Genomic DNA, 16,714 nt, shown 5'->3' with positions numbered 1-16,714 from the left:
AGCCAGCCTATTTTTCCAGCCTCTCCACCTCTAGTATCTCAAGACTGCTCTCCCATTCATCGTAATACATGTTCCTCTCTTTAGATTCTACCTCTCCTCGTTGATTGTCAACAGGATCAGATCTAAAGTATTCCTTTGGAGGGTCGAACTGAGTCGAAATATCAATGTTCGCCGCAAGCCTATACCCCTCAATAGAGCCAAAATAGAAAGAGTTTCGCCAACCATCACCTTTATTCTTATTCCCGAAGCTCGGATCCACGTAAATCCACCCATAAGGCTCTATATGGATTTGTGCCCAGTCGTGCATCCCTGGACGAACCGGGTTTAGATACCAGCCCGATTGCCAGCGCGCAGGTATCCCAGCTATCCTAGCCATCGTTATGAAAAGTATTGCCTGCATACCGCAGTCACCGCGTAAATTTCTTGCAACGTACTCGCTTATCGAATCGTAAAGCGAATAATCCCAGGCGTAGGTATAGCGAACATTAGATGTTATCCAATCCCATATCCTTTGAGCTTTTCTAAGAGGGTTTGGCTCATCCTCGATGATTCTCTTTGTAAGTTTAATCAGGTGGTCGCTGAAAACAATGTGAGGGGGCTTCTCAACGGTATAACGGGACAAGATTTCTGAGTTCTGAGTAATACTAGCCTCATTTGGATTTAGTTTTACATAAAACCCGTAGGAGGTAAACTCGTAGACGACTTCAAGTGAATCCAGCGTCTCCTCTAGCTCAAAGTATATGGTTCTTTGCGGGTGCATAGGAGGTGCTACGTGCTTGAATGCTGGATCCGAATGCAAAATTCTAACTTCGCGATTTATCCCTTCCTCACGGGGTATCGGTATCCAAACACGGAGTATGCCAGGGTAGCGTCTCCTGTCATGAATTTTTAGTGAAAATCGAATTTTGTATTTTAAGGGCAATACATATCTCTCGTCTGTATCCTCTGAAAACTTCTTAACCCTCTCTGCCCGCCAACGTAAAGCCTCGCGCTCAATGGCCCCTAACTCACTCTCCCCTCTTCTCCTTCTGCTACCGAGCTCAGGACACAGCCAGAACATGTTGGGCACAAATCTCTTATGAACCCTCACGTGACCATTCGAGATTATATGATCTACACAGCCTCTTCCAATAAGATCCTGGAATTCCTGAATTGATAGAGAAACAAGTTCGCCTGAGGCGAGGTGGAAAGCCTCCTCTAGACTATAGGGAAACTCTTTCTCGAGAAGCTCTAGCCTTAATAATTCGAATTTGAGCCTTAGCTGTTGCTCCCCTCTTGTCCGAGATAATAATTCCTTGATTACGAGTATAGCTTTTTCGTGCTCCCCGCTCTCAATTAACGTTTTAAGATCAGTTTGAAGAGGCATCTTTAGAAAATCAAGTATGTTTTCCTTTGATGAACTGTCATGCATAGGTATTTTTTCCATACATTAATATAAATCCTGCTCTAATTATCCAATTTTCCAAACGAAATACTTAATAATTGAAATTAATAATGTAAATAGGGATAAGCATCAGGATCTCCCTCTTGGGCCCTCCAGGAGTAGGAAAAGGAACTTATGCAACCATGCTCTCAGCCTTTTTCAACATACCTCATATCTCGACAGGCGAACTATTACGGAGAGAGGTATTTTCAGGGTCTGATATTGGAAAAGAGGTCTCAAAATACATGTCAAAAGGCCTCCTAGTTCCAGATCATCTCGTCAACAGGGTTCTCTTCCAGCGACTCTCGAGCTCAGAGTGTAGTGGCGGATTTATTCTAGACGGTTATCCTCGTACGTACTCGCAGGCTGAGACGCTAGAAGAGCATTTTCCGCTAGACACAGTTGTATTCTTGGATGCTCCACTTAAAGTTATAGTTGAACGGCTCTCAGGTAGGTTATACTGCCCTAGATGCGGTGAAATTTATCATTCTCAATGGAAACCTCCCCTAAGAAAAGGTAGATGCGACAAATGCGGGGAGAATCTCATAAGGCGTGAGGACGATAGAGAGGAAATAATAACGAAACGTTACAATGAGTACTTGAGTACAATATCCCCTGTTCTCTATTTCTACAAAGGACGTGGAAAACTCTTCTTTTTCGACGCGAGTGGTGATGCTCGGCAGTCTATACCACTGCTTCTTCAAGAACTAAGTAGATTGTTCCAGAAGAGTAGAGCTTTACCAGCAATACCATGAGTGAAAATCAAGCATATTTATTAGGTAACACAATAGAGAAATAAATAATTATGACAAGTAAAGGGCTTGGAAGGTTCCAGGTAATGGCTCTTCTCCAAGCAGCAAGATATTATGTATTGACGGGTGACCGTGAAAAGGCTTTATCCTTTGGGCTAAATCGAGCCATATTCTATGCATGGGCAAAGAGGCGAGGAGTACCCGTGGCTTCCACAAGGGAAATACCAGGAGAGACACCTAAGTCGCTTGAAAGAGAAACTGTTAGAAGCGTAGCTTATGTCGGAGACGAGCAGGCATTTCTCGGCAAAAACGGATGGTTCGCTATTGGAGGAAAAGAACAAACACCTGAAGACTTTGAAAGAGAAATCGTCCGAAGGATTGAATCTGTCATGCCTTTCGAAGAGGCGTGGAAGCTCGCCTTGGAGTACGTGTCAAGTTTTGACAAGGAGGTACTGCTCTCACAGAAGGATTTTTATGAGAAGGTATACCTTCCTGTTAGGGACACCTTCCCGGAAGTTAAATTAAAGGATAGGGGCAGACAAACGACTCTATTTTGAATCAGCCTCCGCCGTAAGCCTCATCTTTCGGCCCTAGCAAACTTCATCCTTAAATAAATCTACATGACGAGGCTATATTAAATGTATTTCCTCGTCATCTTCGTCCATCTTAAAAGCGTTGAGAAAAGCCCCCCAGATGAGAATATTTTTCATTGCTGCCTCGACCCTAGCAGGATAGTAGTTTTCAAGTAGTTTCTCGAAGTCTTCTACACTTATCCTCTTCTTTTTTGAGACGAGATCCACTATTTCGCTTAGAGGTTCGATGCGTTTCAGTGCATTCCTTAGCAAGTACTTCAGGCTTTTAGGATCACTTGAGGCCACCCTTTTCCCCAGCTCGGTTAGCGTTAAGTTTCCACCCTCAGATTTCACCAGGCCTAAAGCTTCAGCAACATCTATCGCTTTTGGCAAGACGTGTATATTCTCCCTGAGTACGTCTCCTACATACATGGAGTCTACACTACCCCCCAGACCGTGTAAGACCTCGACAAGCCCAAGGACATGGTCGGGAGTTACGTCAACGGGAAGCAATATTTTACGAGGCTTACTACTACTTGGATCCTCGGACACTTACCTCTATCACCTTCTATTAAATAATTATACCGAGCTAGATTTTTTAATTTTTTGCACGCATTGAATTTAAAGTTAAAGTGGTGGACAGCGTGCCTCTCTACACAATGCTCTTAGCAGCAGCAACCGCGAGCCTTTTCAGAATGCTAGCCGCTTATGTTCTATCCGTCCTTACAGCTTTGCTCATTGGAAGCGCTATGGCAAAGAACAAAACAGTGGAGAGCATCCTTTTACCGATATTGGATATTTTACAATCGATCCCGATACTAGGCTTCTTCCCAGCAGCTCTAATCTTATTTGTAACATATTTCCCTGAGAGAATCGGTGTAGAGCTGGCATCCATATTCTTGATCTGGACAAGCCTTGTCTGGAACATGATATTCGGGGTCTACTCCTCCGTCAAATCCCTCGACCCTTCATATGATGACCTAGTGAAGGCTTATAATTTTGGGCACGCTGCCCGCTTCTTCTTTATATATGCACCTGTCTCCCGTAGGTCTCTTATAGCAAACAGCCTGGTATCATGGGCTGGAGGATGGTTCTTCTTAACATCAGCAGAAGTAGTATCGCTTGGTAGTTCCGAGTATAGAGTGACAGGCCTCGGAAGCTTTATAATAGAGCAGTTCAATTCGGGCAACCTATTAGGATTTTATCTGGGAGTAGCATTGTTATTATTGATAATCACCCTAACCTACTTCTTGATTTGGAACCCGGCTGCCTCCAAGAATCTCGGCTTAAATTTGCCTAGCTTTACAGCGGTTTATGACAAGATCCATGATATTGTTGCAGCCACATGGGGGGGATTGGGTGAGTTGTCTTTAGTCGTTGAAAAAAAACTCAAAAAGTTCGAGAAAATATTGGGGTTTTTAATAAGGCTCTCAATCTTAGTAGCTTTAGTGATTTTTGCCCTAAACATTATAGCGGGCCTGGGAAGTATTGGGCTTCCTAACTTTCTACCGAAGATGCTAGCTGTCCTCTATGAAATACCGATAACGCTTGCACGTATCGTGTTTATCCTACTACTATCCCTTTCGTTATCGTTGCTTGTCGCATTTATCTCGTATAGAAATGTCCTCTTAGGTGGGGCCTTATCAATTATTGGCGAAATCTTAGCCTCCATACCAGCCATTATTTGGTGGCCCTTGCTAGCCGCAATCGCACTTGGTTATAGTTATGGGGCTTACATAGTATCCCTGATAGTCTTTCTGCAGGGAGCTTTTTGGTATCTTTATTACAACATAATTGTATACGGCCTTTCAAGCATCAGAAAGGACCTTGAAGAGCTTTCCTCGGTTTATAAAATACGTGGAGTACCTTTCATACGATATGTCTTCGTGCCCTCCCTTCTTCCTTCAATCGCAACTGGAGCCTTGAGCGCTTGGGGTGGTGCTTGGAACGCCAGCGTGGTGGCAGAGTATGTTGTGGTGGGTGATCACAGCATTGACATAGGAGGCGTTGGTGCACTGCTTAACAGGCTAGCAATACAGGGAGACGTTGAGGGACTAGTAGTTTCAGCCCTTCTTCTTTCATCAGTAATAGTCTTAATCAACAAGACTTTATGGTCGAGGTTTTTCAAATATATAGAGGGCAAGTACGGGGGGGAAGATTAGTGAGTGGAATAAGTAGAGGCAAGGTTATTCTTTCACTCAGGAATATCACGAAGTCATTCACAGAGGACTCGAAGACTTTGAAGGTTATTGATGGAATTTCCGTTGACATCGGAGAGGAGTTCGTAGCTATACTAGGACCATCTGGTTGCGGGAAGACGACGCTTCTCAGGATTATAGCAGGACTCGAGAAGCCAGATGGGGGCGAGATTATTTTTACCTCAAAGGATGCTAGAATAGGATTTGTTTTCCAGTTCCCGACCTTATTACCTTGGATGAGTGTCCTCGAAAATGTGGCACTCCCGCTGAGGGTGAATGGCTTATCATGGCAGGAGGCTAAAGAGAGAGCGCGTAAGTATTTATCGCTAGTAGGTTTAGCTTCCTTCGAAGACTTCTATCCACGTGAGCTCAGCGGAGGCATGCGACAAAGGGTTAATCTCGCACGGGCATTGGCCATAGAGCCTGTTCTTCTACTTATGGATGAGCCTTTCTCTGCTTTGGATCCTTTGACTGCCGAGTCTCTTCGCTCCGAAGTTTTAGACCTTTGGTTGTGGGGGGTGACTTCAGTTAGAACAATCCTTATGGTGACCCACAGCGTCGATGAGGCTATATTGATGGCTGATAGAGTGATAGTTTTAACGGCAAGACCCGCCAAAATAGCAGGAATTGTTGATATTAACCTTCCACGCCCTCGGGATAGAAGATCAGCAGATTTTCAAGCACTCGAAGACAAGGTGTACGAACTGATAAGCTCATAAGAGAACCCGAACCATCCGCTTTTTGAAGAACTCGCAAGTCAGCGACCAGAAACCTCTTCATCTTTCATGACGGGGAGTTCACTCATCATCCACCTCTATATGGAGAAAAATTATAAAAATTTAACAAGTGGGTAAGCCATGCTCGGACAACAAGTTTAGAAAGTTTTTACATCTCCTCTTCATTCCTTTCCTTTTCGAAGATTCTTAGCCCCAACTCGCTAGCCAATTTCGAAGATTCTTCTTCTAACCGCGACATGGTATCTGAAAGCTCTTCCGGGCTTTCAGCAAAAACAGTGAAAGCTATGGGGACACCTCTTGTTCCAAGAAACCTAGCATCTAAACGCATGAAGACATTCTTCTCCTTCTGGTGTAACCTTTCCACTATTTTTTCCGCAGCATCTATGCTTCCATCTAGATATAGGGCAAAGGTGACGGAGTATTTTTTACCCGTTTTCTGTCTAAAGAAGTCTTGGATGCCCAGCTCGAAGCACTCAACCGCTTCTTCAAACCGAGGAGGCGTCGCAGCTATGAACTTGTCATCTGTTAGGCTGAAAGCCACAAAACCGGGAACAGCTCCACGCTCGTTCTGAATAACATAGCTGAACTCAGGCATTACAGCCTTATCCTCGAGATCTTTAGGGATCTCCATCTTATCAGAGTAATAGTTGCGGATAAGCTCGAGGGCTTCCTGGTTCACCTCCACGCCTAGTTTCAGGATTTCAGCGATTTTTGACGCTGCTCTCTTATCCCCTGCTGCCCCAACAACAATAATTGCGTCGTTTTTTTCGAAAATCCCTCCCAGAGAATCGAGGTTTTCAAAGTTAAGACTATATGTGGCTACTTCTACACCTATGGCTTTCAAGTAACCCTCTAGCCACCACCTTGCAGAGTCTGGTTTAGATACATTGTTCAAGAGAATTATCGCAGCCTTCACTAACTAACCCCCCGGCGGGCAGTCTTGTCTAGAATCTTTTCTAATGCCTCGTTTGGAGAGCTATATTCTATAAGATGGAAGTTTTTCATAGTTATCCCCCTTATGAGGGAGGAGAGGCTTTCAACCCTGTCTTTCTTCACTAGAGCCACCACTGTCTTGCCTTTAAGGAGAGCGTAAGCTATCTCAAAGCCTACACCGAGGCTAGGATAAGAAACCTCGGCTATAAGAATATCAGCCTCATCTAGCAATCTGATATCTCTTTCAAATACCTCCTGATGCGACATACCCTTATCATTATCAAGTACGTCCTCTATGACATGCTTGGTTAAAACCATTAATCCGTTATCCTCCATTAGTTTGACAAGCTCTCTAGACTCGTTTAGAGCTCCCCTTACACCCCTCATTGGAGCCGCAAAATAAACCTTCTTCATGTCATACCACCTAAGGCTTAAGATTCATAGTAAAAACAATGCTTGGATTTACAGTGATCCCTTTGCTTCTATAGACTTAGCTTGCGGCCATTTTAAGCTAACAGGAAGCTTGGTAGTTTCCTTAATGCTTTCAAGCACCACTGAAGTATAAGTTTTCTCGACACCTTCAAGGTTTCGTAGCTTGTTAACCACGAAATCGCCTAATTCGTCGACGCCTCCCACACGTACCTTCACGAGAATATCCCATTCACCCGTAATAATGTGTACCTCCTGCACCTCTGGGAAACGGCTTATCTCGTTGGCAACTTTTTTCTGATCAATGCCCTGGCTTCTAGCGAAACTTACAAAGATAAACGCAACCGTCGGAAACCCAAGCTTTTTCGGCTCAAGGACTGCCCTGTACGCCTTTATGTAGCCTTCCCGCTCTAAACGTTTAAGCCTAGCATGTGCGGTGGTGATAGGGGATCCTATCTTCTTGCTAAGCTCCTTTACTGTCAATCTAGCGTTCTCCTGAAGGACCTCGAGTATTGCGACATCCTTTTCATCAAGCATTTTTTCAACGGGTTCTAGGAGAATTGTAGTAATTATATTTTACGTTTTCCAATTTTTTAGAAAGGTTACCGAGGGGAATGGTCATCAAAGATTCGATAGATTTTTTCAAGATCCATGAGGAACATATCCTCGCTTCCATAGCCCCTGCTCCTTTTAATTATTTTTCTAGCCTCCCGATAAGCTAGCACGGCAGCCCGATACCTAGCAACCCTTTCTATTTCCGCGAGTATCCTCTTCACAACCTTTAACGCTTTCAAAACAGTCATTTCGCCCGGAATATCTATGATAAAAGATACTGTGTAAGCGTCATCCGAGAATTCCTCGTAGAGGTCTCGGACAAAGCCAGCCTCTTCTGCCTCCTCGAGCGTCGTGGAGAGCGCTTCCATGTATGCATAAAACCCTATATAACTTTCCCATGTTTGAGCCCACTCGTTAAGCTCAATTAGCACAACGCTGTTACTGACTTTTACATCAAAGAAAAGAGTTGGAGAGTAGCGTAATGTATATACTATATTCTCTTGAATCCTTTCAACCGGCTCTATGAATACTTCATTCGGAATGTCTTTCAGTCTTAGACGCCTCAACCTCCAAATCGGCACTGGGACTGTGTCTCCTATTCCCTCATATATACTCCCATCAATATCGAGATACAGTATATCCCCCTCTTCTGAAAAAAGCGCCTTTATTCTCCCCTTCGAAACAAGCCTGGAGGGATTTAAGTGTTCATTCTCCATGTAACCGCTGACCTTGATTCCTGAAAGTATATAACGACGTATAAAGGTTTTGTCCCTGAGAATCCCTTAAGGATATAAACGTTAAAGAAAATAAGCCAGGACTAACTGTTACATCGATGAAAAGCACGGTTGAAGCAGTTTTCTTTGACATGGGAGGAACTCTTGTCTACGATACCGGTTTTCAGGAATTATTGGGAAAGCGCCTCGCATCTTTTGTCGAAAAGCATTATCAAATCCTACTCAGCGATAAGGAGGCCTTAGAACTCTGGAAAGAGACCGCTATATTGCCCGGGGACCTTGAAGCCTGGGACCTTGTTAGAGCGATGTTTTTCCTCCGGAGGCTTGGAGTAACCCCTAAGCCTGAGGCTGTAGAGAAGCTATACAGCGAAGTCCTGGAATCCTATGTGGAGGGCTTTCGGCTAGATCCAGAGGCCTTGCACGTAATAGATGCGCTTAGCAGTAAGGGAATAAAGATCGGCATCATCTCAAACGTAGGAAGCTATGAAATCCTTTCTAGAAGACTACGTGAAGCCGGCGTGATGAAATATATAGACGTGATCGTGGCTTCTCAAGCCTTCGCTTTCAAAAAACCCTCACCACAGATTTTTTTCTGGGCTTCTTACCTTATCGGTGCTGAACCTTCAAAGTGCGTACACGTAGGAGATGATCCTATAGCTGATATAGAGGGAGCTAAAAGTGCAGGATTCAGGACTATTCAAGTCTTAAAATATGCTAGGGGCGATTCAAAGAGCGCTGATGCATTAGTCCAGACCATTGGAGACGTTATTCATGTCATTGAAAGATGGCTTAACTCCCCATAATGTTTACTCTCCAAGATGTTCACGAAGCCGGAAAGGGCTTCTCCTAGGGACTCGGCGAACACTATGAACACCATGGAGCCCTCCCTTGGATGCGTGTTCCCAAGTACCTCTCTACACAGCTTGACCGCGTAGAAACATAAATCTTCCTCTATGGGTGGCACTCGAAGTTTACCCTCATGGTAGGTTAGAATCAAAGCCCCTTTAGCGCCACCTCTCACTGCTTCATCTCGTAGCTCTAGAATTTTCACCTTACCTGTATATGGAAGGATTGTTTCCGCTATGACCGCAACCTTGGATCCCAACTCGTCAGCTTCACCGAGAAATAATCTCGTAACTCCCTTTTTTAGTAAATAATACTCAAGCTCCTGTAAACCCTTCGCTGAAAGCTTCGTTCCAGCCCTGCCCTTCACAACCCATTTATTTGTAGAGAGCTGGGAAAGCAGCCCCCTGAGTCTCCCTTCTCCTAACCCTAGAGTCCTAGCTAAGCTAACCCTTCCCGAATATCCTTGATTAACATAGAGAAAAAGCATTACGAGTAACTGGCTTCTAGAACTTCCAATGCTCATAACTCCATACAATAACATCTCCGTCAGCCAATTTATACTTATCAGAGGCCACTTCTCCTGGTACGAGCTCTCCCTTATTAGGGTCGTATCTGTACCACATCCACGAGTACCCCTCACTCTTCGAAATAATGTTCTCTTGAACCCCGTTGACACTGGTTACGTACGCCCCCCAAGAGCCTAGTTTATACTCAACCCGTGCAACGGTAACTAGGGCTGTAAGAGCCGTAGCACCTCTAGGGAGCAACGTACCGTTATACCATGTCCTCGTGCCGTTACCGTAAACAATACCGATGTTTACTCGGACATACTTGTTGCCTATAACGCTTAATTCACGGCTTAACGATTGGTTCTCTAAATACAGATAGCTTGCAATTGATGTTGCAATTAAGGCCCATATCAACAACACGAGCAAGAGTATTTGGTTCTTATTGATGCTCACAAGAAACATGGATATTTAGCCATTTTTTATATTTTTCGCCGTTTCAGCCCCTCGTATAAAGCTACCACAAGAAAGGCTGTTACGAACTCTGTGAGAGGCCCGACACCTATAAGATAGCCTCCCATGACAGGCAGAAAGAGACCAACTATGCTCACGAGAATTGCCTCTTGGAGCCTTACGCCAAATAGGATGTAAAGGACGACTGAAGAAAAAATATCGAATAAGAAGATAGACAAGAAAGTTGATATGAAGAAAACAACCTTATCCTTTCTATCGTAAATAAAGTGTGGATACAAAAATGCAGTAAAACCAGCTAGTATGGAGTTTATCAGTGTCCAAATCCCTGGAAATATTAACAGATCTGAAAGAAAATAGGAAAGGAAACCGACTAGAAAACCTACGTGTGGGCCATAAAGGGTAGAGGCTAATAAGGCGAACGCTAGCGGTATGTTCACAAATTGTACAGTAGTTGCAAGGTTTTTCAGAACCCTCAAAGCTATGCTCAACGAGACAAATATGGCTACAAGGCTTAACTCCTTTGATTTCATTTCTAAATCCTGGACAAAAATCCAATATTTATGCTTTTTTAGATCTTGCTCAAGACTATTCATTTTATTCTTCGGTCATGCTTAAAGAAAGAAACCTTAAGATTATTTCCCGAGCCATTGTAAAATGTTGTTGAGTTGTTCTTCTGTCATACATGGATGCTGCTGCAAACATCCTTCTATAATGAGTCCTTTCTGGGTTGTGTTATTCCAGAATATTAAGGTCGGCGTACCGGTAAAGCCTAGGCTTGTTAATTGCTGCGAATCCTGTAGAACTAAGTTTTCTGTCGTGCTTGAGCATTCCAGTGCTTTTTGGACTAGTTGCTGTGGTAGATACTTTAAGGCGATAAGCTTCGTGTCGTTTATAGTTGTTGAAATACCCTTCTTGTACAATTCTCTGGTGATGTTGAAATATACCTCTGAATCACCTGTTAAGTTATAGACACAGCGGGTAAATGCATGCATGCTTGTGACCTCGGGGTGAATTATGAGATCGACGAAAACCATTCTAATCTTTCCCTCTCTGACCAAAGACTGGAGATACCCCCCTAGATTTGTTATAAAATCCGCGCAGAACGGGCAATGATAGTCTTCAAGAATATATAATGTTATAGCGGAGGGAGATCCAAAGTTTATGCCTTTGTCCAAGAGGGGGTCAGGCGATACTCTTGTCTCGAGAATTGTTAAACCTAGATAACTTGCCAGGGCACGCTGGGTTTCGTTCGTAACAGTGTATATGTTGTTTTTGAGCCTGACAATATAGCGTACTCCTTGGGAAAGGTTGTAATCCGACTTGAACAAAATTGTTGGAGCATATGGAACTTTTACTCCTGCCTCGTCAGGTTTTAGCCTTGTCACCTTTGTAATGTTAGCCACAGCCACCTCTGACAACAAAGTTTTAAGATCCTTGTCGGTGAGGTTGATCTTTGCGTAGGGAGCATCGCTCTCTACTATTAGCGCCTCGGCGGTAACACCGTAGGTCGTGTTGACACCCTGGTAGTATGCGAAAGTTGCTGATATGGTTGGAGCTAATATATTATAATCTCCGATTTTTCCAACAGTATATGTTTGAAGGGACTGTATTTCCCCTTTATATAGGAGCGCGGGATAGATCCTTAGCTTCTGAGGAAGGGAACTCGCTGGAAGAGTACACACAGGAGTGTTTATAATGTTTATACCATATTGGTTCAATACAGTCTTGAAAGCTGATGTGATCGCGTCCGCCGCGTTTTTCTGTTGTTCTGTGACATACACATATACGAGTGAGGGTGTTGGGCAACTTTCTGTTATAGTCCGGGAGGATACTGTAAACCCCCTCATCAAGTATAAAACACTCAGAATTCCTATGAGTACCACGACTGAAGCGATAATTAACAGTAAATTTTTCCTCTGCATTCAAGTATCAGTCCTCGTGGGCTAGCTATAAACCGGAAAGAAATAAACTTGTCTATACATCTATGCCATTTAAAAACGATAATATATATAAATTTTTTCACGAATATTTTTACATGAGTAAAATGCTATCCAAAAGAATAGAGAGGCTTGATTATCCCATTAGAAAATATAATGCACTGGCGAGGAGTCTTGAAGAAAAAGGCGAGAAGGTCATATACTTGAATGTTGGAGATCCGCTTAAGTATGACTTCAGAACGCCCCGCGAACTAATTGAGGAGGTTTACCACGCGATGATGGAGGGACACAATTATTATGCTTCTTCAGAGGGCGTAAGAGAACTACAAGAGGCAATTTCCTTTAAAGAAAAAACGTGGAACGATGTGGAGATAGAGCCTCGTAATGTTTTAGTGACTAGTGGCGTCTCAGAGGGAATAAACGCACTGTTTGCAGCCCTGGTTAACGAGGGTGATAAAATAGTTATTCCTGATCCAAGCTACCCGTTATACATAAGTTTCGCAGACTTCTATAATGCAAGAAAAGTATTCTACCCTGCTTTAGAGGATCAAGGATGGATCCCAGATACTGACAAGCTTAGAAGCCTTTTAGATAAAGGAACCAAGTTCCTAGTCTTAAATAATCCTCACAACCCGACTGGCGCAGTTTATCCTGCAAGGATAATCAAGGAAATCCTAGACATAGCTGCGGAGAACGATATACCTGTTGTAAGCGATGAGATCTATGACGCGCTTGTCTTTGATGGTGAGTTTGTAAGTGCAGCTAAGGTTGCTAGCCCAGATAACATCATCATTGATCTAAACGGTTTTTCAAAGACTTTCCTCGCCACAGGCTGGAGATTGGGTTACATCTATCTCAAAGGACCCGAAGAGAAAATAATGCAAATCCGCTCAGGGATACTTAACTTTCTCATGACCCGCCTTTCTGCCGTTACCCCGATGCAGGTAGCCTTAGCCCGTTTTGCAAGGAAAAGTCCTCATCACCTTGAGGAGTTGAAAAGGAGACTTAATGAGAGAAGGTTATATACTTATAAGAGGCTAAATGAGATCCCGGGCTTCCACATGCCAGTAGCCCCACACGGGGCCTTTTATGCGTTCCCGCGTGTGGATCTGCGGATGAGCGACGAAGAATTCGCCAAGGAGTTGCTAGTTCAGGAAAAGGTATTTGTAGTGTATGGCTCTGGATTCGGGGAGAAAGGTAGAAATCACGTAAGGCTTGTTTTCCTACCGCCCATTGAATTGCTGGATGAAGCCTTTAAGAGAATCGAGAGATTTATGAGAAAAAATCTGAATGCTTAAGGTAAAACGCTTACCTCTCTTTTCCTAGCTATCGCCTTTAACTCTTCGTCATAGGTTGTGAGAACAGCTCCCATCCTCTGCGCTAAAACTAGAATAATGTAGTCATTGATCATAGTAGGATCCGCGTTATCCTCCTTCATCCACTCTAACGCTTTGAGAAATACTTCGCTATTCTCGCTTACATAAATAAACCTTGAGTCGCTGAAGTACTCCTCTAGCTTCTCGCGAACTATCTCCAAGTCTATCTTAAACTTAGTCAGCAACAACCATAGATACTCATGGACGACGATAGAGGCAAGGTAGATCCTATCCGCCTCATCAAGAATTCCCGAGGCCTCGGCATGCTTTTCGCTGTCCTCAAATGTGTCATGAAGTAAAACATCCGTGTCAACGACTATCCTGCTCACGTCTCCCATCTCGCAACCACCAACTCATCAAGGGCGTCCTTTATTAACTTCTCCATCTCAGATGTCGTGATCTGTTTCCCGAGTTTAAGGGGAACCCTCTTAGCCCTGAAGCGCAGGATGAGACTGGCCCCTTCACGGGTAACCATTACATATGAGCCTGGCGTCGCACCTATCTCTTCAAGTAGGGTTCTCGGTATTTTTAGACAACCATCCTCTCCAAGCTTTACGATGTATCGTTTACGTATTGGCACGGAAATATCCAGGAATGCCCCTTTTATATATCTCGCTATACGAGGAAATAAATTTAAGATTCTTTTAAGAGTATTCAGCGGAGGAATATTGTGGCATCCGAGACAAGATCATTTGAAATTGAGGGAATAAAATTTTACATTCTGGAGGGATTCCAGGAACTTTACAGAGTGCTAGCTTCCTTAGAAAAAAACCCAAAATGGGACGTACTAGCTCTAGATCAGTACATGACTGTAGAAATAGTTTCCCTAGGGGACAAAGTGAGACTTGCTATGTATGCTGAAGTGGATGGCAAAAAGCTCCCACCTGACATAATGCAGCAAGAGGAAGTGGAAATTGAAGTAAGGGAAGAAAAGATCATTCTAAAATCATTCTACGAATACCCGGCCATGAGCAAATACACTGCGATGGCCATAGTAAAAAGGATTAACTCCTTCAGGGAAGTCTTATCCTCCATCTTAAGTTTTTAATGACGGGAAGAAACTAAAACGGCTCCAAGGAATTACAAACCTATCTAAGACAGGTGAAAATTTTAGGGATGTATTTCAATGGTTAGCTGTGGGGTTAACTAAAGAAACGTTTAGTTGTTATGAAAGAAGAAAATATTACCGAGAAAGTGTCATAGTTACAAATCCTTATAAAGGAGAGAAATCAAGGCTATGCGAGAAAATATTGTGTCTAGGATAAGGTATGAGCCTGCCCGTGACGTGGAAAGTTTAGCGCGTGATATAGTTAGCAAACTAGGGATGAACTGGATAAGACTTGATAATGTTGGATTTATTAGAAGCTATGGTTCGAGAAGCTCTGCCGTTGCCCGTATTTACGGTCTCCCACGAGTTTTCCAGTCAGCATTTGGACTGGAGCCCTTGTACGTGATAGAGGTCATATCAGAAAAATATGATAGCCTGCAGTTCGAGCGTAAAGTAGAGGTCTTGATTCATGAGCTTCTTCATATCCCATCTAATTTTTCAGGAGGACTTCGGCCTCACGGGAGAATTGTTAACGGTGCTAGAGTGAAAAAACTTGCTAGAATTTATTTTATGAAGAAGGGTTCTTAAAGAAGAACATCTGTTTCGACTAATACATCTTTTCTTGTCTTCTCTAGAACCATCAAGGTTCCCTGTATATTTCTGATCAGCTTTATAATCCTGTCCGTATCAGATGATGAGAGCTCAGGTGAAGTAATTTCTAGCCCCACACATTTTTCAGACAGCTCATATACATTATAGGAAAGGATATCTCCTAACGATTCCCTAAAAACTCCAATTATGTCTCCAATATTCTTATCTATCGCGTATAGAGGAATTACAATTCTCATCCCAGATTCTTCTATCCGAATAAAGATGGGAGAACAAGCACCAGGACATGAGTAGAGTATAAGCGTCTTCCCGTCCTCTGAGATTATATTGAAGTACCCCTTGTTCTCGAGCTCCTCGCTAAGGAGCTCGGCCATAATTTCGGGTTCGGTCGTACTCATACTCAGTTAATAATTTTAGTTATTAACCTAGTATTTAAGCATTTCCAAACAATACCTAGGTGGAAAAACTCTCGATGTCCGGGAGGGGAAAGTCTCCTTTCTGTCTGTAGTGTTCTATAACCCTTGTACTAATCCAAGCTGTCTGCTTTTCTTGAACCACAAGAAGGGAACCATACGGCATATCTGCGTTAGTGACGTTTAACACTTCATGAATTAAGGGTTCCATATAGTTCGGAGGTTGTCCCAGAACTGCTGCGCTGGACTCTCCGACGAGACCCTCATACATGTATGGAGCTTGGACTAAAACCCTAGCAGCGGTTAAGCCCTCTTTTCCACCAAAGAGGTACAGCTTCAACGGGACTAAACTTGTATTTAATCGAAATAGTGTACGATTATACGACCATAGGGATACAACATGGGTTCTGTAATGATAACTCATGAGCTGCCTGCTTGGCGGCTTTAATGCGAAGTCCTGTTTAACCATTTCAGATACATCACTGAGTTTCGTAAATGCGTATCTCATCTTAAAGTAAAGAATTATTAAGTCTACCCAATCCACCCATCTTTTTTCATGTTCAGTAAGAGCTGTACGGGACTCGACCAGTGCATCTTCTAAGCCTTCTTCCCGTGGAAGAAGTATACCCAGCTTAGAATTGTATTGAGTAAGTTTCCCAGAAGCTGTCCAGTGCCGTATCTCGTATGTAGAGATAAATTCGATTGGCTCCTCGGAAAAATAGGAAATATAATCGTTTATAAGTTTCACGGGAACCAATGCGCTTACTGCTTTGTAGCGTTGTCTTCCAAGCAACGAATACACTGCCCTTGTGTAAACCGGTACACTCTTTATGGGCTTGTCTGGGAATAGTAGAAAAATTGGTTTTAATCCCACCATATCGCAGTATGGAACAAATGAAAATAGGATCCCTTTCCGGGAAAGTCTTCTCACAGTATCTATCACAGTACTGTAAGGTAGTCGTGTAGTCTCCGATATCTTTGCTATGGTTAACGCACTGGTAGAAGCTTTTACAACCTCCCACTCGTTGGGATTCAGCTTTAATGCAAGACCACTCCTTGCTATAGCAGGTAGGATTTGATTGTCCAATAACATCTTATCCTATTCTAGCACTCCGTTATAGCGTTTTATAAAAATATCTTTTTTAACATTTAAAATAGTTGAAAATTCACGA

22 protein-coding genes are annotated in these 16,714 nt (G+C 43.2%); 8 read left to right on the top strand and 14 right to left on the bottom strand.

The window, feature by feature from the left end:
- Nucleotides 1–7: 7 nt before the first annotated feature.
- Nucleotides 8–1,411 carry a transglutaminase-like domain-containing protein gene (locus MA03_RS01405; protein WP_191118639.1) on the bottom strand — a complete coding sequence of 468 codons (1,404 nt, stop codon included), beginning with the start codon at nucleotides 1,409–1,411 and terminating at the stop codon, nucleotides 8–10.
- A gap of 116 nt (nucleotides 1,412–1,527) precedes the next feature.
- On the opposite strand from MA03_RS01405, the gene MA03_RS01400 reads away from it, so the two are divergent.
- Both MA03_RS01400 and MA03_RS01395 read left to right on the top strand, forming a co-directional pair.
- The gene (locus MA03_RS01400; protein WP_236944901.1) at nucleotides 1,528–2,178 is read left to right on the top strand and encodes an adenylate kinase family protein; all 651 of its coding nucleotides are present in this window, start codon (nucleotides 1,528–1,530) and stop codon (nucleotides 2,176–2,178) included.
- Nucleotides 2,179–2,228: 50 nt separating this feature from the next.
- Nucleotides 2,229–2,732 carry a hypothetical protein gene (locus MA03_RS01395; RefSeq protein WP_052883562.1) on the top strand — a complete coding sequence of 168 codons (504 nt, stop codon included), beginning with the start codon at nucleotides 2,229–2,231 and terminating at the stop codon, nucleotides 2,730–2,732.
- A 72-nt stretch (nucleotides 2,733–2,804) separates the two neighbouring features.
- On the opposite strand, the gene MA03_RS01390 is transcribed toward MA03_RS01395, so the two are convergent.
- Nucleotides 2,805–3,299, bottom strand: a complete 495-nt coding sequence (locus tag MA03_RS01390; protein ID WP_236944900.1) for an AAA-associated domain-containing protein — start codon at nucleotides 3,297–3,299, stop codon at nucleotides 2,805–2,807.
- An 83-nt stretch (nucleotides 3,300–3,382) separates the two neighbouring features.
- Here MA03_RS01390 and MA03_RS01385 point away from each other — a divergent pair, with 83 nt between their 5' ends.
- Together MA03_RS01385 and MA03_RS01380 are read left to right on the top strand one after the other, a co-directional pair.
- Nucleotides 3,383–4,909 (top strand): ABC transporter permease subunit, encoded by a 1,527-nt coding sequence (locus MA03_RS01385; protein WP_052883560.1) that lies wholly within the window; start codon nucleotides 3,383–3,385, stop codon nucleotides 4,907–4,909.
- Nucleotides 4,909–5,664, top strand: coding sequence for an ABC transporter ATP-binding protein (locus MA03_RS01380; protein ID WP_236944899.1), 756 nt, complete (start codon nucleotides 4,909–4,911; stop codon nucleotides 5,662–5,664). The genes MA03_RS01385 and MA03_RS01380 overlap by 1 nt, the downstream gene beginning before the upstream one ends.
- Nucleotides 5,665–5,830: 166 nt before the next feature.
- Here MA03_RS01380 and MA03_RS01375 read toward each other — a convergent pair whose 3' ends face one another.
- From MA03_RS01375 to MA03_RS01360, 4 genes are all read right to left on the bottom strand, one after another.
- On the bottom strand, nucleotides 5,831–6,598 hold the full coding sequence (locus MA03_RS01375) for a molybdopterin-binding domain-containing protein (RefSeq protein WP_052883559.1): 768 nt from the start codon (nucleotides 6,596–6,598) through the stop codon (nucleotides 5,831–5,833).
- Nucleotides 6,598–7,029, bottom strand: coding sequence for a nucleoside 2-deoxyribosyltransferase (locus MA03_RS01370; RefSeq protein ID WP_052883558.1), 432 nt, complete (start codon nucleotides 7,027–7,029; stop codon nucleotides 6,598–6,600). The genes MA03_RS01375 and MA03_RS01370 overlap by 1 nt, the downstream gene beginning before the upstream one ends.
- Before the next feature lie 48 nt (nucleotides 7,030–7,077).
- Nucleotides 7,078–7,581, bottom strand: coding sequence for an Lrp/AsnC family transcriptional regulator (locus tag MA03_RS01365; RefSeq protein ID WP_052883557.1), 504 nt, complete (start codon nucleotides 7,579–7,581; stop codon nucleotides 7,078–7,080).
- Between the two features lie 65 nt (nucleotides 7,582–7,646).
- A complete protein-coding gene (locus MA03_RS01360) occupies nucleotides 7,647–8,315 on the bottom strand; it encodes a hypothetical protein (RefSeq protein ID WP_052883556.1) in 669 nt (222 codons plus the stop codon).
- 116 nt (nucleotides 8,316–8,431) lie between these two features.
- Here MA03_RS01360 and MA03_RS01355 point away from each other — a divergent pair, with 116 nt between their 5' ends.
- Nucleotides 8,432–9,136: an HAD family hydrolase gene (locus MA03_RS01355; protein WP_052883555.1), complete on the top strand. Its 705-nt coding sequence runs from the start codon at nucleotides 8,432–8,434 to the stop codon at nucleotides 9,134–9,136.
- On the opposite strand, the gene MA03_RS01350 is transcribed toward MA03_RS01355, so the two are convergent.
- The 4 genes from MA03_RS01350 to MA03_RS01335 form a co-directional block, all read right to left on the bottom strand.
- The gene (locus MA03_RS01350) at nucleotides 9,103–9,702 is read right to left on the bottom strand and encodes a DUF4443 domain-containing protein (RefSeq protein WP_052883554.1); all 600 of its coding nucleotides are present in this window, start codon (nucleotides 9,700–9,702) and stop codon (nucleotides 9,103–9,105) included. The two genes, MA03_RS01355 and MA03_RS01350, sit on opposite strands and share 34 nt — an antisense overlap.
- Nucleotides 9,683–10,141 carry a DUF4430 domain-containing protein gene (locus MA03_RS01345; RefSeq protein WP_191118637.1) on the bottom strand — a complete coding sequence of 153 codons (459 nt, stop codon included), beginning with the start codon at nucleotides 10,139–10,141 and terminating at the stop codon, nucleotides 9,683–9,685. Before MA03_RS01345 ends, MA03_RS01350 begins: the two co-directional genes overlap by 20 nt.
- Before the next feature lie 26 nt (nucleotides 10,142–10,167).
- The gene (locus MA03_RS01340; RefSeq protein ID WP_191118636.1) at nucleotides 10,168–10,689 is read right to left on the bottom strand and encodes an ECF transporter S component; all 522 of its coding nucleotides are present in this window, start codon (nucleotides 10,687–10,689) and stop codon (nucleotides 10,168–10,170) included.
- 102 nt (nucleotides 10,690–10,791) lie between these two features.
- The gene (locus MA03_RS01335) at nucleotides 10,792–12,081 is read right to left on the bottom strand and encodes a DsbA family protein (RefSeq protein ID WP_191118635.1); all 1,290 of its coding nucleotides are present in this window, start codon (nucleotides 12,079–12,081) and stop codon (nucleotides 10,792–10,794) included.
- A 113-nt stretch (nucleotides 12,082–12,194) separates the two neighbouring features.
- On the opposite strand from MA03_RS01335, the gene MA03_RS01330 reads away from it, so the two are divergent.
- Nucleotides 12,195–13,394 (top strand): aminotransferase class I/II-fold pyridoxal phosphate-dependent enzyme, encoded by a 1,200-nt coding sequence (locus MA03_RS01330; protein ID WP_191118634.1) that lies wholly within the window; start codon nucleotides 12,195–12,197, stop codon nucleotides 13,392–13,394.
- Here the strand turns inward: MA03_RS01330 and MA03_RS01325 are convergent.
- On the bottom strand, nucleotides 13,391–13,810 hold the full coding sequence (locus MA03_RS01325; RefSeq protein WP_052883549.1) for a PIN domain-containing protein: 420 nt from the start codon (nucleotides 13,808–13,810) through the stop codon (nucleotides 13,391–13,393). The two genes, MA03_RS01330 and MA03_RS01325, sit on opposite strands and share 4 nt — an antisense overlap.
- On the bottom strand, nucleotides 13,798–14,052 hold the full coding sequence (locus MA03_RS01320) for a hypothetical protein (RefSeq protein WP_052883548.1): 255 nt from the start codon (nucleotides 14,050–14,052) through the stop codon (nucleotides 13,798–13,800). The genes MA03_RS01325 and MA03_RS01320 overlap by 13 nt, the downstream gene beginning before the upstream one ends.
- A gap of 90 nt (nucleotides 14,053–14,142) precedes the next feature.
- Here MA03_RS01320 and MA03_RS01315 point away from each other — a divergent pair, with 90 nt between their 5' ends.
- Together MA03_RS01315 and MA03_RS01310 are read left to right on the top strand one after the other, a co-directional pair.
- The gene (locus tag MA03_RS01315) at nucleotides 14,143–14,520 is read left to right on the top strand and encodes a hypothetical protein (RefSeq protein ID WP_052883547.1); all 378 of its coding nucleotides are present in this window, start codon (nucleotides 14,143–14,145) and stop codon (nucleotides 14,518–14,520) included.
- A 204-nt stretch (nucleotides 14,521–14,724) separates the two neighbouring features.
- Entirely contained in the window at nucleotides 14,725–15,108 is a 384-nt protein-coding gene (locus MA03_RS01310) for a putative metallopeptidase (RefSeq protein ID WP_236944898.1), read from the top strand.
- Here the strand turns inward: MA03_RS01310 and MA03_RS01305 are convergent.
- Both MA03_RS01305 and MA03_RS01300 read right to left on the bottom strand, forming a co-directional pair.
- Nucleotides 15,105–15,527, bottom strand: coding sequence for a hypothetical protein (locus tag MA03_RS01305; protein ID WP_052883545.1), 423 nt, complete (start codon nucleotides 15,525–15,527; stop codon nucleotides 15,105–15,107). The genes MA03_RS01310 and MA03_RS01305 overlap by 4 nt on opposite strands.
- A gap of 55 nt (nucleotides 15,528–15,582) precedes the next feature.
- Complete coding sequence (locus tag MA03_RS01300; RefSeq protein WP_052883544.1) at nucleotides 15,583–16,635, bottom strand: hypothetical protein; 1,053 nt, start codon at nucleotides 16,633–16,635, stop codon at nucleotides 15,583–15,585.
- Nucleotides 16,636–16,714 lie beyond the last annotated feature (79 nt).

The sequence above is a fragment of the Thermofilum uzonense genome (assembly GCF_000993805.1).
GTDB classification, from domain to species: Archaea; Thermoproteota; Thermoprotei; order Thermofilales; family Thermofilaceae; genus Thermofilum; species Thermofilum uzonense.
This window is presented reverse-complemented; position numbering and strand designations above follow the sequence as displayed.